The 17,404-nt window shown below is 35.7% G+C and carries 20 protein-coding genes; 14 read left to right on the top strand and 6 right to left on the bottom strand.

Features of this window, described 5'->3' with window-relative positions; translation table 11 throughout:
• Positions 1-17: 17 nt before the first annotated feature.
• From M0M44_RS16810 to M0M44_RS16795, 4 genes are all read left to right on the top strand, one after another.
• Positions 18-1,205 (top strand): PAS domain-containing sensor histidine kinase, encoded by a 1,188-nt coding sequence (locus M0M44_RS16810; protein ID WP_248726716.1) that lies wholly within the window; start codon positions 18-20, stop codon positions 1,203-1,205.
• The gene (locus tag M0M44_RS16805) at positions 1,202-2,251 is read left to right on the top strand and encodes a response regulator (RefSeq protein WP_248726715.1); all 1,050 of its coding nucleotides are present in this window, start codon (positions 1,202-1,204) and stop codon (positions 2,249-2,251) included. The genes M0M44_RS16810 and M0M44_RS16805 overlap by 4 nt, the downstream gene beginning before the upstream one ends.
• A gap of 123 nt (positions 2,252-2,374) precedes the next feature.
• Positions 2,375-3,205, top strand: a complete 831-nt coding sequence (locus tag M0M44_RS16800; protein ID WP_248726714.1) for an ATP cone domain-containing protein — start codon at positions 2,375-2,377, stop codon at positions 3,203-3,205.
• 1 nt (position 3,206) lies between these two features.
• Entirely contained in the window at positions 3,207-4,562 is a 1,356-nt protein-coding gene (locus tag M0M44_RS16795; protein ID WP_248726713.1) for an MBL fold metallo-hydrolase RNA specificity domain-containing protein, read from the top strand.
• A gap of 6 nt (positions 4,563-4,568) precedes the next feature.
• Here M0M44_RS16795 and M0M44_RS16790 read toward each other — a convergent pair whose 3' ends face one another.
• Both M0M44_RS16790 and M0M44_RS16785 read right to left on the bottom strand, forming a co-directional pair.
• Complete coding sequence (locus M0M44_RS16790) at positions 4,569-7,064, bottom strand: cation-translocating P-type ATPase (RefSeq protein ID WP_248726712.1); 2,496 nt, start codon at positions 7,062-7,064, stop codon at positions 4,569-4,571.
• Between the two features lie 73 nt (positions 7,065-7,137).
• Positions 7,138-7,575: a hypothetical protein gene (locus tag M0M44_RS16785; protein WP_248726711.1), complete on the bottom strand. Its 438-nt coding sequence runs from the start codon at positions 7,573-7,575 to the stop codon at positions 7,138-7,140.
• Between the two features lie 286 nt (positions 7,576-7,861).
• Between M0M44_RS16785 and M0M44_RS16780 the strand changes: the two genes are divergently transcribed.
• From M0M44_RS16780 to M0M44_RS16760, 5 genes are all read left to right on the top strand, one after another.
• Positions 7,862-8,392, top strand: a complete 531-nt coding sequence (locus M0M44_RS16780) for a hypothetical protein (RefSeq protein ID WP_248726710.1) — start codon at positions 7,862-7,864, stop codon at positions 8,390-8,392.
• Positions 8,393-8,432: 40 nt separating this feature from the next.
• A complete protein-coding gene (locus M0M44_RS16775; RefSeq protein WP_248726709.1) occupies positions 8,433-9,101 on the top strand; it encodes a BON domain-containing protein in 669 nt (222 codons plus the stop codon).
• Positions 9,102-9,207: 106 nt separating this feature from the next.
• On the top strand, positions 9,208-9,372 hold the full coding sequence (locus tag M0M44_RS16770) for a hypothetical protein (RefSeq protein WP_248726708.1): 165 nt from the start codon (positions 9,208-9,210) through the stop codon (positions 9,370-9,372).
• A gap of 33 nt (positions 9,373-9,405) precedes the next feature.
• Positions 9,406-9,885 carry a hypothetical protein gene (locus M0M44_RS16765; RefSeq protein ID WP_248726707.1) on the top strand — a complete coding sequence of 160 codons (480 nt, stop codon included), beginning with the start codon at positions 9,406-9,408 and terminating at the stop codon, positions 9,883-9,885.
• Between the two features lie 21 nt (positions 9,886-9,906).
• Positions 9,907-10,737, top strand: coding sequence for a universal stress protein (locus M0M44_RS16760; RefSeq protein ID WP_248726706.1), 831 nt, complete (start codon positions 9,907-9,909; stop codon positions 10,735-10,737).
• 105 nt (positions 10,738-10,842) lie between these two features.
• Here M0M44_RS16760 and M0M44_RS16755 read toward each other — a convergent pair whose 3' ends face one another.
• Complete coding sequence (locus M0M44_RS16755) at positions 10,843-11,289, bottom strand: hypothetical protein (RefSeq protein ID WP_248726705.1); 447 nt, start codon at positions 11,287-11,289, stop codon at positions 10,843-10,845.
• A 154-nt stretch (positions 11,290-11,443) separates the two neighbouring features.
• Between M0M44_RS16755 and M0M44_RS16750 the strand changes: the two genes are divergently transcribed.
• The gene (locus M0M44_RS16750) at positions 11,444-12,097 is read left to right on the top strand and encodes a hypothetical protein (RefSeq protein ID WP_248726704.1); all 654 of its coding nucleotides are present in this window, start codon (positions 11,444-11,446) and stop codon (positions 12,095-12,097) included.
• A gap of 64 nt (positions 12,098-12,161) precedes the next feature.
• Here M0M44_RS16750 and M0M44_RS16745 read toward each other — a convergent pair whose 3' ends face one another.
• The 3 genes from M0M44_RS16745 to M0M44_RS16735 are packed head-to-tail and all read right to left on the bottom strand — an operon-like array spanning position 12,162 to position 14,250.
• Positions 12,162-12,872 carry an LOG family protein gene (locus tag M0M44_RS16745; protein ID WP_248726703.1) on the bottom strand — a complete coding sequence of 237 codons (711 nt, stop codon included), beginning with the start codon at positions 12,870-12,872 and terminating at the stop codon, positions 12,162-12,164.
• A 21-nt stretch (positions 12,873-12,893) separates the two neighbouring features.
• Positions 12,894-13,565, bottom strand: a complete 672-nt coding sequence (locus M0M44_RS16740) for a BON domain-containing protein (protein WP_248726702.1) — start codon at positions 13,563-13,565, stop codon at positions 12,894-12,896.
• Between the two features lie 25 nt (positions 13,566-13,590).
• Positions 13,591-14,250: a BON domain-containing protein gene (locus M0M44_RS16735; protein WP_248726701.1), complete on the bottom strand. Its 660-nt coding sequence runs from the start codon at positions 14,248-14,250 to the stop codon at positions 13,591-13,593.
• Between the two features lie 352 nt (positions 14,251-14,602).
• Between M0M44_RS16735 and M0M44_RS16730 the strand changes: the two genes are divergently transcribed.
• From M0M44_RS16730 to M0M44_RS16715, 4 genes are read left to right on the top strand one after another with little or no spacing between them, the layout of a single operon-like run.
• Positions 14,603-15,037 (top strand): thioredoxin family protein, encoded by a 435-nt coding sequence (locus tag M0M44_RS16730; protein WP_248726700.1) that lies wholly within the window; start codon positions 14,603-14,605, stop codon positions 15,035-15,037.
• 40 nt (positions 15,038-15,077) lie between these two features.
• Positions 15,078-15,971, top strand: a complete 894-nt coding sequence (locus M0M44_RS16725; protein ID WP_248726699.1) for an FAD:protein FMN transferase — start codon at positions 15,078-15,080, stop codon at positions 15,969-15,971.
• Positions 15,968-16,201 (top strand): DUF4266 domain-containing protein, encoded by a 234-nt coding sequence (locus tag M0M44_RS16720; RefSeq protein WP_248726698.1) that lies wholly within the window; start codon positions 15,968-15,970, stop codon positions 16,199-16,201. Before M0M44_RS16725 ends, M0M44_RS16720 begins: the two co-directional genes overlap by 4 nt.
• A gap of 18 nt (positions 16,202-16,219) precedes the next feature.
• Positions 16,220-17,404: a DUF3570 domain-containing protein gene (locus tag M0M44_RS16715; protein ID WP_248726697.1), complete on the top strand. Its 1,185-nt coding sequence runs from the start codon at positions 16,220-16,222 to the stop codon at positions 17,402-17,404.

Here is a 17,404-nt window from a genome sequence, read left to right as displayed (position 1 = left end):
CAAAAACCGATTGCAACATGAAAAATCAAGCACTTTTAAAGGCAATTATTGAGAATGCAATCGATGGTATCATTACAATTAACGAAAAAGGAATTGTAGAATCTATAAATCCTTCTGCTTGCCGGCTTTTTTTATATGATCCAGAAGAAGTAATCGGTAAAAACATTTCACTTTTGATGCCTTCTCCCGACCGGGAAAAACATGATTCATATATAGAAAGTTATAAATCTTCCGGAATTCCTCATATTATTGGCCATGACAGAGATGTGCTTGGACGAAAAAAAGACGGCAACATTTTCCCCTTCCGACTTGGAGTGAGTGAAGTGAAATTTGAAGGAGAAAGAATTTTTGCAGGTTTTATTCATGACATGAGCCACCAAAAAGAAGCCGAAAACAGACTCATGCAGTACACGCAGCATCTAGAGGAATTAGTAAAAGACCGTACCCATTCGCTAAATGAAACAATTGCCGCATTAACTCAGACTAAGGAAGAGGTCAGCAGTACACTGGAAAAAGAAAAAGAACTCGGTAAAATTAAAAGCCGCCTATTATCAATGGCTTCCCATGAATTCAGGACACCGCTCAGCACCATTCATCTTTCCACTTCTTTGATTCAGCGCTATTCAGAAGATTTAAATAATCCAAAAATTGAAACGCACATAAGAAAAATTAAAAGTGCTGTTTCAAACCTAACGACTATTCTGGATGATTTTCTGCTTCTTGAAAAAGCGGAATCTAATAAAATCACACTCCAGATATCCTGTTTTGATCTTCAGGATTTTATAAAGGAAATTATAAGTGAATTAAAGCTTCTCACCAAAAAAAAGCAAAAAATCGTAACCATTCCCAACACAGAAGTCACTTTAGTAAAATTAGATAAAAACCTGCTCAAAAATTGTATCATTAATCTTGTTTCTAATGCTATTAAATACTCGGGAGAAGAAACTGAAATTGAGCTTTTTACCTCAATTAATGCCAGTACAATAACAATAAACATAAAAGACAATGGCATAGGTATTCCTGAGGAAGATCATGAACATTTATTTGAAGCTTTTTTTAGGGCTCATAATACAGCAAATTTACCGGGAACCGGTCTCGGACTGCACATTGTTTCACGATATGTATCTCTGATGAATGGCACCATTTCTTTTGAAAGTGCAATTAACAAAGGAACTTTATTTACTATTGAACTGCCGCGTTTATGACTAAAATACTTATTATCGAAGACAATGACAATATTAGGGAAAATGTTGTTGAAATACTGGAACTATCAGGATATGAAGTTTTTGCATCCGACAATGGAAAAGCCGGAGTAGAAATAGCGCTAAAAATAAAACCTGATATTGTACTCTGTGATATCATGATGCCCGAGCTTGATGGCTATGGAGTATTACACATTCTCCAAAAGAATCCAGAAACACAGACCACACCTGTAATATTTTTAACCGCAAAAGCAGAGAGAGCCGATATTCGTAAAGGTATGGAACTCGGAGTAGATGATTACCTCACTAAACCTTTTGACGATTTGGAACTTTTACGGGCTATAGAAGCGAGGCTGAAAAAACAAGAATTGCAGCAGCTGTTTTACGGACAAACGGCTGAAAACCTCAACACTCTTATTTCTAAAGAGGACGGACTGGTAAAACTCAAGGAAATAATGCTGGAAAGAAGTACAAGGCACTATAAAAAAAACCAGTATATTCATTATGAGGGGGACAATGTAACGGGCATTTATTACATTATAAGCGGCAAAGTGAAAACTGTAAAATTAACCGAAGACGGGCGTGAACTCATTACAGGCGTATTTAAAGAGAATGATTACCTCGACATCAGTATTTTATTTTCTAATGACACTTATAATGATACCACAATAGCTTTAGAAGAAACCGTTTTGAGCTTTCTGCCAACTGAACAGCTCGATAAACTCCTTTTTATTTATCCGGATGTAGGCGCAAAATTCATTAAAATTCTAGCCAATGACATGAGAGAAAAAGAGGTTCGCCTCTTGCAGATAGCCTATATGTCAGTGCGAAAGAGAATTGCCCAAGGTATTGTCCATTTAGTAGTACAGCATGGCATGGATGGTTCCAGCATCAAGTTCAGCAGGGATGATCTTGCCGCATTTTCAGGAACTTCTCCAGAAACAGTAAGTCGCACTTTAAGCGATTTTAAAGAAGAAGGACTGATTGAGAAAACAGCCAGTACCATTCATGTACTCAATTTGGAAAAACTCAGCAAAATAAAAAACTAATCTTTCATTATGATCAAAATCATTTTATTAAGTGATTTTGATCATCCCTTCTCTAGATAATCTGCTATAATTTTGGTTGAACAATCCTATACTTTTTAAGTAATAGGGATCAACTAAAAATTTATGAAAGTAATTAAGCACTCAGGGCATGTTGTTCCTTTCGACATAGAAAAATTAAGGCTTTCTCTTCAAAAATCGGGTGCTGCCCCTGAACTCATTAAAGAATCGCTGGCTCAAATACAGAGTCAAATGTACGAGGGAATAACGACCAAACAGATATACAAAATGGCTTTTGCTATTCTAAAAAAAGCTTCGAATGGTCATGCAGCGCGTTATAATCTGCGTTCTGCCTTACAAATGCTTGGCCCGGCTGGTTTTTTCTTTGAAAAATTTATTGCACGATTATATGCTGCCGAAGGCTTTAAAACCAGAACCAACTTAACGCTGCAGGGAAAATGTGTCTCGCATGAAGTAGATGTAATGCTGAAAAAAGAGAATCTGATTTCGATGATTGAATGTAAATTTCACAGCAGCAGAGAAGCTTCTTCTGATGTAAAAGTTCCGATGTACATTCTTTCTCGTTTTAATGACCTTAAAGTGAAAACGCATACTATTTTTTCTAATAGCGAAACTATTAATTCCTGTATAATAGTAACCAATAATCGCTTTACTAAAGATGCGGAAAGTTTCGCAAACTGCAGCGGAATAAACCTTTTAAGTTGGGACTATCCAAAAGATAACAACATCAAAAGTAAAATTGATAAAGGAGGGCTCTATCCTATTACCTGCCTCACAACCTTATCTATGGTAGAAAAGGAAAAATTGCTAATTCTGGATCAGCTGCTTGTAAAAGATCTTATTAACGATTCTCATAGTCTTCATAAAATTGGACTTAGCGAAAACCGGGTTCGAAATGTATTGAAAGAAGCTTCACAAATTTGTAAACTTATATAAGATGAAAATTAAATTTATAGGAGGCTCTGGAACTGTAACAGGTTCCAAAACACTCATAGAAAGCAATGGTGTTAGAATATTGGTTGACTGCGGGCTCTTTCAGGGGCTTAAAGCACTTAGGGAACTCAACTGGGAACCGCTGCCAATTTTACCCGCAAGTATAGATTATGTGCTTTTAACGCATGGCCATCTGGATCATTGCGGCTGGCTACCAAAACTGGTCGCTCAGGGATTTACAGGAAAAATTTACTGCACCAGTCCAACCGAAGCAGTAGCACAGCTCGTTCTTTTAGACAGCGCTAAAATTCAGGAAGAAGAAGCTGATAAAGCCAACAAAGAACATTATTCTAAACATGAAAAGGCAGAACCTTTATATACCGTAATTCAGGCAGGAAATGTTATCCCTTTTTTTAAAGTAATACAGCCCAATCTATCAATTGTTGTGGCAAATGATATTAATGCCGTTTTTTCGAGTGCGGGACATATTATTGGTGCCTGCAGCATTACACTGACTCTTGAGGGTAAAACTTTAGTCTTTTCAGGCGATATTGGGCGGGATGATGACGTATTAATGTTTCCGCCAACAAAACCTTTAGTGGCCGATTATATTTTTTTAGAAAGCACTTACGGCAATCGCCTGCATCCTGACCTCGACGTGAAAAAAGAGCTGGAAACCTATATCAATAGTACTATCGAACAAAACGGAACCGTAATTATTCCAGGATTTGCTGTCGAGAGAGCGCAATCCATAATGTATCTTTTATGGAAACTTAAAACAGAAGGAAGAATACCTAACATTCCTTACATCCTTGACACTCCTATGGGTGCCAGCGTACTTGATGTTTTTCTGGAAAATATGCAGTGGCATAAACTCTCTGTCAATGATTGCCATGAAATGTTCAAAATGTTCAGAATCGTTTCTGAATTCGATCAGACCATGCGCATTATTGAAGATCCTCAGCCAAAAGTAATTATTGCAGCAAGCGGTATGGTTACCGGCGGCCGAGTGCTGTCTTATTTTGAAAAATATATAGGTCTTGAAAAAACTACTGTCATAATTGTGGGCTATCAGGCAGAAGGCACTCGCGGAAGAAAGCTTCTTGATGGAGCTAATGAAATTAAAATTCATGGAAAATATTATCCAGTACAAGCTAAAATTGTACAAATTGAAGGGCTGTCTGCACATGGCGATCAGGAAGATTTGATAAACTGGCTTTCTGCTCTTAAAAACAATCCAAAATGCATTTATTTAGTTCACGGAGAAAACCTTCCGGCAGAAGAACTAAGAATTAAAATCCAGGACAAATATGGATTTAAATGCACTGTTCCGTTTATGGGTAGTGAAATAGAAATTTAGAAATCATTATTTATTCCTTCTAAGATATTTTATTCCCTCAAACCATAAAACAGATACTGAACCCACTAAAAAACATAGAACCAGCTGGTAGAAAGTAATCAATTCAAAACTAAACAGAGAACGAAGAAAAGGTACGGCAAATAATACTATCGTTAAAAGCACTGTAATACTTATTATCATAGCAACCAGTTTGTTTTTATACAGCAGGGTAACCCAGATTGAATAATAAAAAGATCGATTGACCAAAGTGAGAACAATGTTAGCGGTAATTAACGTGAGAAAAACCATGCTTCGGGTTCTGTCTTCATCTCCCTGATTATGAATGCACCATTGATAGATAAACAGCAGACCTAAAGTTATAGCAATACCCTGAAGAATACTCACAACAAGTTCTTTTGCATTAAAAAATGTTGCTGTAAGAGACCTTGGTCCTCTCTGCATCGTATCTGCTTCTGCAGGTTCATTTTCATAAATTATAGAGCAGGTTGGCCCCATGATAAGTTCCAGCAGAATTACATGAAGCGGACTGAATATATTGGGATAAATCCATCCCAGCGCAAGCGGCAAAAATACAATCAGGATTATAGGAATATGTATGGAAATAATATACTGAATTGCCTTTTTTAGATTTGTATAGATTTTTCTTCCCATAGCAACAGCATCAACCATTTTAGAAAGGTCATCGTCTGCCAGAATTAGCGAAGCGGCATCTTTTGCTATTGAAGTTCCCTTTTTTCCCATTGCAATGCCTATATGTGCCGCCTTGAGCGAAGGGCCGTCATTTACGCCGTCTCCTGTCATAGCAACAATCTGTCCGTTTGCTTTCAGAGCGTTTACGATTCGCAGTTTGGCATCGGGAAACATTCTGCTAAAAATGTTAATATCCATTACCTTATTCTGAAGTTCAGCATCGCTCATCCTCATAAGCTCATCCCCAGTAATAGTCTTATCCCCTCCTCTAAAACCGATTTGCTGTGCAATTGCATTAGTGGTTTTTGCATTGTCTCCTGTAATAATTTTTACTGCTATGCCTGCTTTATAAAATGATTGCAAGACCTCATTAATATTCTCTTTTGGAGGATCATAAAAAGCAACTAAACCTTTAAATGCAAATGGAATTTCCTGTTGGGTTTCCGGATAATTATTCCCGTGCCAATTTCCTACCGCAACGCCAAGCACTCTATAACCTTTCTCGGTTAGTTTATTCATCGCAGCCGTTACCCTTTCTTTTTCTTCAGCTGTAAGATGGCACACTTCTAATATGGCTTCTGGCGCTCCTTTTGCCGCAATAATTCGATTGGCTGATTCATCCTCAAAAATATGGGTCATCATAGGCGGTTTGCCTGATAAAGGATATTCATGAATCATTTTAAAAGCGGCTCTCCTATCCTTGTTGGTAAATTTTTTATAACTGTTGTGAAGCGCTATTTCCATAGGATCAAAAGCAATGGGTTCGCTTGCCCACATGGCAGTAGCAACCAGTTCTTCTGTTTCCTTTAATTGTGTAAAAGTATCAGCATTAACTTCTGAACCAGATGGCAGATAAAGCTTGGCAAGTTCCATTTTATTCTGCGTAATGGTACCAGTCTTATCGGTACATATTACTGTGGCACTGCCTAAGGTTTCGACCGTTTTCATTTGTTTTACAACAATACCCATTTTCATAAGTCTGCGGGCTCCTAATGCCATGAATGTTGTAAAAGCGACCGGAATTTCTTCTGGCAAGATACTCATAGCCAGAGTTAGTGCCATCAAAAGGCTTTCTAAAACATTGCCTATTTTGGAATAATTAATACTCCATACCAAAATAAAAACTAGTGCCCCAGCAAAAACCATTTTTTTTACAAAATTTCCAATTTGAAGCTCCAATGGTGTTTTCTCTTCGGCAATAGCTTCCAAACTGCTCCCTATTTTACCCAGTCTTGTCTGGTTTCCAATTTCTGTTATTTTTACTATTGCAAGACCGCTGGCCACATTGGTTCCTGAAAAAACCTTATTATCTTCCTTTTCCGAATCTTTAAAAACAGCCATAGATTCACCTGTCAGTATTGATTCATTTACAGAAAAATCATTAGATCGCAAAATAATTCCGTCAGCTGGAACCAAACCGCCTTCTTCGACAATTACAAAATCTCCCACCACAATATCCTGTGTTTTGATATTTTGCTGCTGCCCTTCTCTAATCACTTTACATAAAGGCTGTGTAAATTCCTGAAGCTTTGCCAGAGCATTCTGGCTTCTTTTTTCCTGATACAGTGAAATGGCAACAATTAATAAGATTGAAGCTGAAAGAAATACAGCATCACTGTATTGTTTATTAATGAAATAAATTACTGAAGCCACTAGTAATAAAAGAACCATTGGTTCTCCGAATATACTTTTAAAAAAAACTAAAAACCGGTCCTCTTTTTTATGATTATAAGTATTAGTTCCAAATTTTTTTCTTAAATCAGTTGCCTCATTAAAACTTAATCCTTTTAATTCCCTTTCGTCAGTATTCATAGTATCTTGAAATAAAATTAGGCTGGAATGCAGTATTATATATAAAGATGCGAAAAATTATGATTAAAATGCATTAAGATATTATAACTGAAGGAAATATATGCAGTCTCACTTTTAAAGCCTTTAAAACTACACTGTGATCCCTACAGATTGACAATATTTTCAAAGCTCTATTAATCTTATCCCTTTCCGTGATCACAACTACTGGTCTAATTACAATATCTGTTATCTCTGAAAATTCATCAGAGATGAGTATAGATGCTCGGGCTGTACTTTTATAACTTTTAAATGTAAGGCCTTCATGTTTTGCAGCCCTAAAAAATCCTGTCATATAAGAACTTTCTACAGAAGCAATAAATAAATGTTCTGCAGACCAAGCAGCTTCATCTGATTTTTTTAAACAAGAATACGAAGCCACTTCTATAACATCATTAAATATAACAGCACTTAAGATTGCCTTTTGACTTTCCTGCCAATGCAAATCTACCTGAAATTCCTGTGAAGCTTCCATTTTACTTTTTTTCCTGTTATATAGCTCTTTAGAGGCATGTGTTCTACTAAATTAAACTATTAGCATACTATAAAAAATGATTCTAGTCACATTTTCCAGTACCAGACATTAAATAATTTAAACAGCAAATAGTTTCGTGAATGACTAAGATCATTTTACTTTTTAATGTTTTTATGCACTTTTACTAAACAAAATAAACTACTCAAAGAGCATTTTTAACAGTTTAAAAATTATAAAACAGTTCTTAGAATACTAGTTCGCATTACTTACTAAAAAACAAAAAACCATGAAAAATCAAAAACTTTTTATTGCTCAATTTCAAACACAGCAACATACTGAGGAGGCCATAAAAACACTCAAAAAAAATGGTTATGATATTACAAAGCTCTCTATTATAGGGATGGAATGTTACACAGAACAAAATGTTTTAGGCTATCAAAATATTTATGACAAAATGGAAAAATGGAGTATTACCGGATTATTTGCCATTGGTCTGTCAGGGCTCATATTTGGTACTCTGTTGTTTTTTAACCTGATTGTTAGACTGCCTTATCTCAGAGTTCCAATTATAGCTGCCTGCTTAATTATACTTATACTCTCAATAATACCACTAGTAATTGCAGCGTTTTCAAAAAACACAACCATAAAATATCATACTCAGATAAAAGCCAGAAAATTTATACTCTGTGCAAATGAAACTGCAGCAGAAATAGACAAAATGCGTGTATTGCTACAAATACATATTCCGAAAGAGAATTCTCCAGCTGAAAAAGAAAATCAAATTCTTTTAAATAATGAAACACTGGAGTTTTATTAGCGGAAAAATTAAATTATCTAACTCTCTAAATAACATTATAATGAAAACAAATGAAGAATTACAAAGAGACGTTCAAAATGCCATAAAATGGGAGCCACAGCTGCATGCGGCAGAAATTGGCGTAACCGCTAAAGATGGAATTGTGACGCTGATGGGAACAGTCGATGCTTACTATAAAAAAATCGAAGCTGAAAATGCCACCAAAAATGTTGATGGAGTAAAAGCTGTTGTCGAGGAAATTGAAATAAAGTATTCCAGCAACCAAAGAACAGATGAGGATATTGCCAGCGATGCCTTAAAAGCTTTAACTGACAGCTGGAATGTTCCTCAGGAAAACATTCAGGTTAAGGTGGAAAAAGGATGGGTCACACTTGAAGGACATGTGACTTGGAACTATCAAAAAGAAGCAGCTGAAAAATCTATTGGGCATCTTTCAGGTGTGAGAGGTGTGACAAATCACATCAAAATTAAAGCGGAAATACAAAACGAGATTGAGAAACACAGCATAAAAAAAGCCCTGTCCAGCAACTGGACCTTACATTCTGAAAATATTCTAATTAAGGTAGATGGCACAAAAGTTACTTTGACTGGTAGTGTCTCTTCCATTTACCAAAAAGATCTGGCAGAAAAAATAGTCTGGAAAACTCCTGGCATCTGGGCTGTTGACAATCAGCTGGCTGTAGAACATAAATACACTCCAGTATTGTAATAAAGAGAGAGATTACTCTCTTTTTTAAAACTTGAAAAAAAATTACATAACTGCATAATTTTTAGAATCTGACTAAAAGGAAAAATTAATTTAAAAATCAAATATCATGGAACCAAGCTGGATTATACTGTCTGTTACTGGTGCTTTCGTACTCATTATGATAATTTACATTTTCAGACTAAATAGAAAAGATAAAAAAACATATGAGAAAGATTTAAATAGCTTCTCCAATATTTTTGAAGAGGAATCTGAATCAAATGATATCCATTAATTTAATGGCATTGTTCATTTAAGACGAGATACAATGAAAACTTTGATGATTAATATCGTATTCGCAATTACATTTCTATTGCTTTTTTTAAATCGGTATACAGCTTTATACATTAATAATTCGATTGTACATTTTGTAATATTGCTGGCAGCTGCAATTTCATTTATTTTTATTGCAGGACAGCTTTTTGGAAAATTGCAAACAACGAAATCAAGATTGCTGACAATTTTGATTGTTGGTTGCCTGTGCTTTATCCAATCTTTTCTGACTTGGGGCGGCGACTGGAAAACGCAGACCATTCTTTACCAAAACCTAGGCAACCGCAACAAAACTATAGATTTCCAGATGCGGGGGGATCGTTTTGCGTTTGGATACAAAAAACGCGTAATTAACAGATTAAAATTATTTCCCGGATTAGACTGGACTACGGACGTTGATACAACTAAAATTAGCAGCAGACAATGGAAAAAAGTAAACTTATATGTAAATGAAATGAAATTTGATTCCAATTAACAGCATTAATAATTAGAAAACATGAAAAAATTACTTGTCACAACAGACTTATCCTATAATTCCAAACCGGCAGTACGATTTGCCATACAGCTTGCTGCACAAGCAGGTTACGAACTTACATTTCTTTATGTAAACAGTTCATTTATCATTGATCCTTTTTCATCTGTTACTTTTGTTGGCCTTCCGGAACCTGACACTAAAATGCAAGAACAAAGCTTAAAAAGATTTATACATACTCTGTACAGGCAAACCCATAAACAACCAGAAAAGATTAATTATATAGTCGAAAATAAGCTGGGTGTAAATGAAGCTATTCTGGACTGTGCAAAAAGAATCAAAGCCGATTATATTTGCATGAGCACCAGAGGCGGTGGTCTGGCCAATAAGCTATTAGGCAGCCATACCAGCAAAATTTTACACGATTCTCCTATTCCTGTTCTTGTTGTACCAAGACATTACAGAATGAAGCAATTAAATTCTGTCTTATATCCATCTGACATTGAAGACATAAAAATTGAATTGCCCTTAATTAAAAAGTTTGCTGCAGAATTTAATGCTCCGATTTCCATATATCATTATGATTACTTTACCGAAGAGGAAGAAATCAATAAAAAACTACATGAAATAGAACATCAATATAAATCCAATATTGTGCATTTTCATTTTAAAAAGCTAAATCCCGAAGTATCATTACTTCGCCACCTGCAAATTGATATTATGAGAGCCAAACCCTCCATCATAACCATGTTTGCCAAAGAGGATCGAAGCTGGTTTGGACAGCTTTTTCAGCCTATCAAAACATCCGAAAAGGGTTTTGATACAAGAACACCTATGCTTGTTTTTAGAAAATGAAAATTGGCTGGCAAATAGATTACATTTGCCAGCCAATTTTTTTCATTGTTATTATTAAAAGTCCAATAAGCTGTTTTTTAAATTTATTTCAGCAGGCAAACCCGATTAAGGCGATTTAAATTCCTGCAATCTACATAAAGCCGCTTCAAGTTTAAGTTTTTCCTGAAGATAATCTAGCTTCAGTGAATCAAGCTGATGTACAACTGAGGAATTAAAACTTTCAGTGCTAGTTTCATATTCTTTAATATAACTGACTCTTCTTTTCAATTCTTCAAGGTGATATTTCGCCTCTTCCAGCCTCTTTTCTTCAGTCTTATTTTCACCATCCACACTCATACTTTTCTCTTGATTCTTAATAGTTAACTCCACAGATGCAATTATACTATCTGATTCCCTATTAAATGAAAACCATTTTCGAAGGGTCTGCTGCTCAATATTTTCTCTTTTCATTATTGAATCTGCATTAAGGCCTTCCTCATTTGACGAATTTTTATTCTGGCAGGAATATATCAGTAAAGTTATAGCAGCCATTATGTTGAATTTTGCATTCATACTTTTTGATGTTTAATATTCATATAATACTCATTGAATCAGCAATTTTTCATATTTAAAAAATATATTCACAAATGGTGATTATGGTCATATTTTGATCGAGCTGGAAATCATAATTTTATTTATTGAAAACTAATTCTAATTCTAAAACGATATGAAACCACTTGTAAGCAGTCTTTTAATATTCTCGGTCTTTTTTGTTCAATGTTCCAGTTCAAATATTACCAGCAGTTGGCACTCGACAGAAGCATCTAGTCTGCAACATGGTCGCATTATAGTAGTTGGCTTAATGCCAGAATCTGATAAAAGACTGCTGCAGAAAATGGAAAATCATCTGGCTGACGACTTGTGTAATCTTGGCTACGATGCTGCCGCCTCATCCGATATTTATGATTTTGAAACATATAAGGGCCAGGATCAAAAACAGATAATAAAAGAGTTAAAGCAAAATGGGATTATTGCTGTTTTAACAATTGTATTGCTTGATAAACAAAAAGAAACCTATCATGCGCCCAAAAGCATGTTTGACGCTGCAGAAACCGATACTAATAATTTTGATGTTTATTATAATGCCGTATATAGTAAAATAAATGAACACGGATATTATGTAAATAACACTTATTACTTTTGGGAAAGTAGCTTGTTTCTAATGCCAAATCAAGAATTAGTCTATTCAGCCAAAACCCAGTCTTTTAATCCTTCTAGTGCTCCTGCTCTTGCACACGAATATGGCAGATTAATTATAAGTGATATGCTGAAACATAATGTAATCACGAATCTTCATAAACAAAAGGACAAAAAACTTTAGCAGTTACAAATGTTTACCAACAGTATAGAATTTTACTTAAACCATTTTAAAACATACAAAAAATTTAAATTTTGAATTTTGGTTTTAGGCCGTAATGTTTAATGCTATGCTCCATGATAAAAAGTCTTGCTTCTTCAATATCGTCTGTTATCAAGAATAATTTTGAATCTAGCTCGTTTATAGTTCCCTGCTGTTTCATATGCTTAATATGATCAATTAGGTTTTTATGATATGCTGCATTGAATATAATAATAGGGAAGTTTTTAATCTTTCCGGTCTGTATCAGCGTAAGCGCTTCAAAATATTCGTCCAGCGTTCCAAAACCGCCAGGCATAACTACAAAGGCAAAAGAATATTTCACTAAAAGAATCTTTCGGATAAAAAAATGTTTTGCCACAACCCACTTGTCAAGGTACGAATTTGGCACCTGATCAATAGGAAGTTTTATATTGCATCCTACTGATTTTCCTCCAACCTGTTTTGCTCCCAAGTTTGCAGCTTCCATAAGGCCTGGCCCACCTCCAGTCATTATGGTAAAACCAAGTTTAGCAAACTCGCCGGAGGCTTTTTTTGTAAATTCATAATAAGGGTGATCTTCTTTAAAACGTGCAGATCCAAAAAAAGTAATACAAGGACCAATAGTGTACAGTTTTCTGAAGCATCTTATCAGTTCCCACAAAATACCTAATATAAACTTCAGCTCGCTTAACCTCGATTGCGGCCCTTCTAAAAACTGAATTTCTGACGAATCGTTACGAGGTTTTGCATTTTTCATGGTTTACATTTTTTAAATCTCCTAACAGAGATAAGGCTGTTCCAGATTCACTTTCAAATGGTTTATCACTTTGATTACTCCCGGAGTTTTGTATGCAATTTTTTCTGCCTCCTCTTTTTGTAAAATAGAGCCTACTGTTCCAGATAGCTGCACGGTCGCTCCTGCAACCTCAATATTTATTTCATCAAGATCAAGAGCCCAATGTCTTTGAAGCGCTTTCTCAAGCAGCTCTTTTTCTACAGGATGAAATGTCTCTCTCTTAAGTTTAATATTATTTGTTAATCCTACTATTCCTTTTTGATTTTCAACAATTTCCGCAGCAATATCTCTTTGAAAACTCCAAGGTAAAATTCCCTCAAGAATAACCCAGCCGTCTTCTACTGTAATGCAGACTGCTTTTTTAGGTATAATATGATTTTCATTAAAAGCATTAACAACCTGCTCGGCAATCTTTTGATCTGAAATTACAGCTGATTTTTCAATAAAAACCTTTATTTCATCTACAATTGCAGCAACACCTTTTATTTTCTTGGCAGCATGCAGCGCCTCTTTTTTCTTCACAAGTGAATCCACATTTCCTGTAAGGGTCACTATTGCTTCTTTTACTATTACACCAATTTCTGCTGGATGCAGTAGGGGTTCTAATTTAATTGCCTGCTGCACCTCTCTTTGTAAAACTTCATTACTTTTCATATCTAATGTATTAGTCTTTTGCACATTAATTAAATTCTACAACAATCTCATTGTCAACATAGCATACACCAGGCGTATTCCAGGCAATTCTTTCTGCTTCATCTTTCTGAAAAAGAGAATCAACAATACCGCTGAGGTATATTGTTTTGCCTTCGACCCTAACTTTAATATTATCAAAATCAAGAATCCAGCTCAGGCGAAGGGCTTTCTCTACTATTTCTTTTGTCATTTCGTCTTTTATTTCAGCTTCTATTTTCATATTGTCAATCACCCCTCTTACTCCTGCCAGATATCGAATAGCGTTATCAGCTGCTTTTCTTTGAAAATTCCAATGTAGAATCCCATCTAGTGTTACCCATCCATTCTCTACACTAACTTTTATCTTATGATCAGGCACAGCCCAATTTTCATGCAGCGCTTTGCTAACAGCAGCTTTAATTTCGGTATCGCTTCTAATAGCAGAAAAGAATAAATCAACTTTAATATCGTCTACTACTCCTGTTACACCTGCAATATTTTTAACTGCCTGCTCCGCCTCTTTTTTTTGTGTGTAGTTATCCACTGTTCCGCCAAGGGTAACAATCCCGTCTTGAACAGTAACATCAATTTCATTTGAGCGTAATAGCGGCTCCCATTTGATAGCCTCTACTGCTTCTTTGCGTAAAACATCGTTATCTTTTTTCATGGCAAAAACTTTAAATTTTACAGAAACTAAATTCCACGCCATTCTAAGACCTGGATCATTAAGCAAATTTGAAGTAATAAAGCAGAATTAAAAATGATCCCAATCAATTTAAAAAGTGATTAAAAACATTTTGAAATTAAATGCCAGAACGTACTTTTAAAATGAACTTGAAGAATCAATTTGACTATTGCCAACACAAGAAAAACAAAAATATCGTTCTGAATTTCAAGCAATTTATTCTAGAAAAACAGAAGTATAAAACTTGAAAAAATTAATCAAATCTTAAGCGATAAAAAAAAATAAGACCCCTTCGAATTCGTTATTTCGTATATATCTAAAAACAAACGCCAAAATGAAGCTAATTACATTATTCCTGATGTTAACAGTGCTTCCTATAAATTGGGAACCCGACTTTAATAATGCAAAAAAAATTGCAAAGGAAAAGCACGAATTAATTCTATTGAACTTCTCTGGTTCAGACTGGTGTGGACCCTGCATCGTAACGCGCAGAGACTATCTCGAAAGTCAAACATTCACAGCTATGGCAAATGAAAATTTAGTGTTGGTTAATGCTGATTTTCCAAGAAAAAAGAAAAACCTTGGAACTCCGGAGCAAGTGAAGCGCAACGAGGATTTAGCCGAAATTTATAATAAAGAAGGAAGTTTTCCTTTAACACTTCTTCTGGATGCAGATGGTAAAGTAATCAAAACCTGGCACGGAAAACCAGAAACTACACCTGATGAGTGGACTGCCGAAATAAAAGCGATCTGTGACAGCCGAAAATAACATAACGAAAAATCAAAAATATTCACAATCCCTAAAGCTCATGGGAAACAACTTTACCATTACAGTTGTGTCCCAAAATGAGAAAACAGGAAATGAGAATATCAACCTCGCCATTGAAGAAATCAAGCGAATCGAAAAACTTTTGACTACTTATAAAAATGACAGTCAAACGAATCTCATTAATGAAAATGCAGGAATTAAGCCTGTTAAAGTAGATCTGGAAGTTTTTAATCTTATCGAAAGGTCTATCGGGATTTCGAGAATTACACAAGGAGCCTTTGATATTTCTTATGGAAGCATAGACAAAAGCCTTTGGAATTTTGACAAGTCCATGACCAAGCTGCCAGATGCCGAAACGGCTTTAAAAATGGTGCACCTTATAGATTACCGAAACATAATCCTTGACAGAGAAAACACAACTGTGTTTCTAAAAGAAAAAGGAATGCGGATTGGTTTTGGAGGAATCGGAAAAGGCTATGCGGCTGAAATGGCCAAACAAATCCTAATCAGAAACAATGTTCAAAGCGGCATTATAAATGCCAGCGGAGATCTATCTGCATGGGGACTGCAGCCTGATGGAAAAAAATGGACCATTGGCGTGGCAAATCCTGATGCTCCAAATGGTGCTTTTTCGTATATGGAAATATCCAATAAAGCGGTAGCAACCTCTGGCAACTATGAAAAATTCGTAACCATTAACGGCAAAAAATATTCGCATACCATTGATCCAAAAACAGGACTGCCAATAACCGGAATAAAAAGCGTGACCATTATTGCCTCAAATGCAGAATTTGCAGATGCAATGGCAACCCCAATAGCGGTTATGGGAATTAAGGCAGGCTTGTTTTTAATAGATCAGATACCGGATCTATATTGCATAATAATAGACGATAACAACAAAATTTACACTTCAAAAAACATCAACCTGAAATGAAAAAGCCAAAACAAAAAGCGCTCGCACTATGCTGCAGCATTGCTTTTACCGGCATTCTGCTCACCTCCTGCACATCGGTAAAAGAATACCAGAAAGGAAAAATCAACGATTCTGAAATGGTGCTTTCGAACAGGAAAATCGAAAAAACAGAACTCAGTTTCCAATCCTACCGCGAGGGAGCTTCCGGAGCCAATTCAGGAAAAAGCGGCGGGGGCTGCGGGTGCAACTAACTTTCATAAGATCAAAAAATGAAAAGAATATTCATAACAGGATTTGCTTTATTGGCACTATTTCAGGCAAGAGCACAAAACGTTCCTGCGGATTCTACCAGTTATAAAAGCAAAAAATTAAAACTGGAAGAAGTAAATCTGGTTTCCAGCTATTATAAACAGGACGGAAACAATTCTGCCGTTACTGGAGGTATTGGTTCTGAACACCTTACAGATATTGCAAATACTATCGATGTAAAATTAGTAAAATACGGAGAAACCGGAATCAAACATACTTTTGATATCGAAGCCGGTATTGACCATTATACCTCAGCATCATCAGATATGATTGATTTGAGCGCCAATTCATCTGCATCATCTTCAGACAACCGCTTCTATCCTTCGTTGACTTATTGGAGAGAGAACGAAGAAAAAGGGAGAACATTGGGAATTGGGGTTTCATCATCAACCGAGTTTGATTATCAGTCTTTCGGAGGAAATATCAGCTTCTCACAAAAAACAAAAGACAGAAACGGAGAATTTACGGCTAAATTTCAAACCTTTATAGATCAGTTAAAACTAATTGAACCCGTCGAACTCCGTCCTCCAGGCCAGGAAGGCTACGACAGCGCGAACCGTAATACTTTTGCAGGAACTTTAAGCTACTCGCAGGTGGTAAACAAAAACCTTCAGGTAATGCTTGTAGGCGATATAATCAGCCAAAATGGATATTTAAGCCTTCCTTTTCATAGAGTATATTTTGCAGACGGATCAGTGCATCAGGAAAAAATGCCGGATACCCGACTTAAAATTCCACTGGGAATCAGGACCAGTTATTTCCTGGGAGATAATCTAATTATTCGTGCTTATTATAGATATTACACTGATGACTGGAGCTTAAAAGCACATACTGCCGATCTTGAAATTCCTGTGAAATTAACCCAGGCATTTTCAGTGAGTCCGTTTTACAGATATTATACCCAGACAGGAACAAAGTATTTTAAACCATACGGAGAACATACTGCAGCTGATGAATACTATACCAGCAATTATGATTTATCTAAGTTTGACAGCAGTTTCTTTGGAATGGGAATGAAATTTACACCTATAAACGGAATCTTTGGACTTAAACACTGGAATACATTAGAAATACGTTACGGGCATTATACCAGAACTACTAATATGACTTCGGATATTATAAGCATTAACATCAAATACAAATAA

The organism is Flavobacterium humidisoli (genome assembly GCF_023272795.1).
GTDB classification, from domain to species: domain Bacteria; phylum Bacteroidota; class Bacteroidia; order Flavobacteriales; family Flavobacteriaceae; genus Flavobacterium; species Flavobacterium humidisoli.
This window is presented reverse-complemented; position numbering and strand designations above follow the sequence as displayed.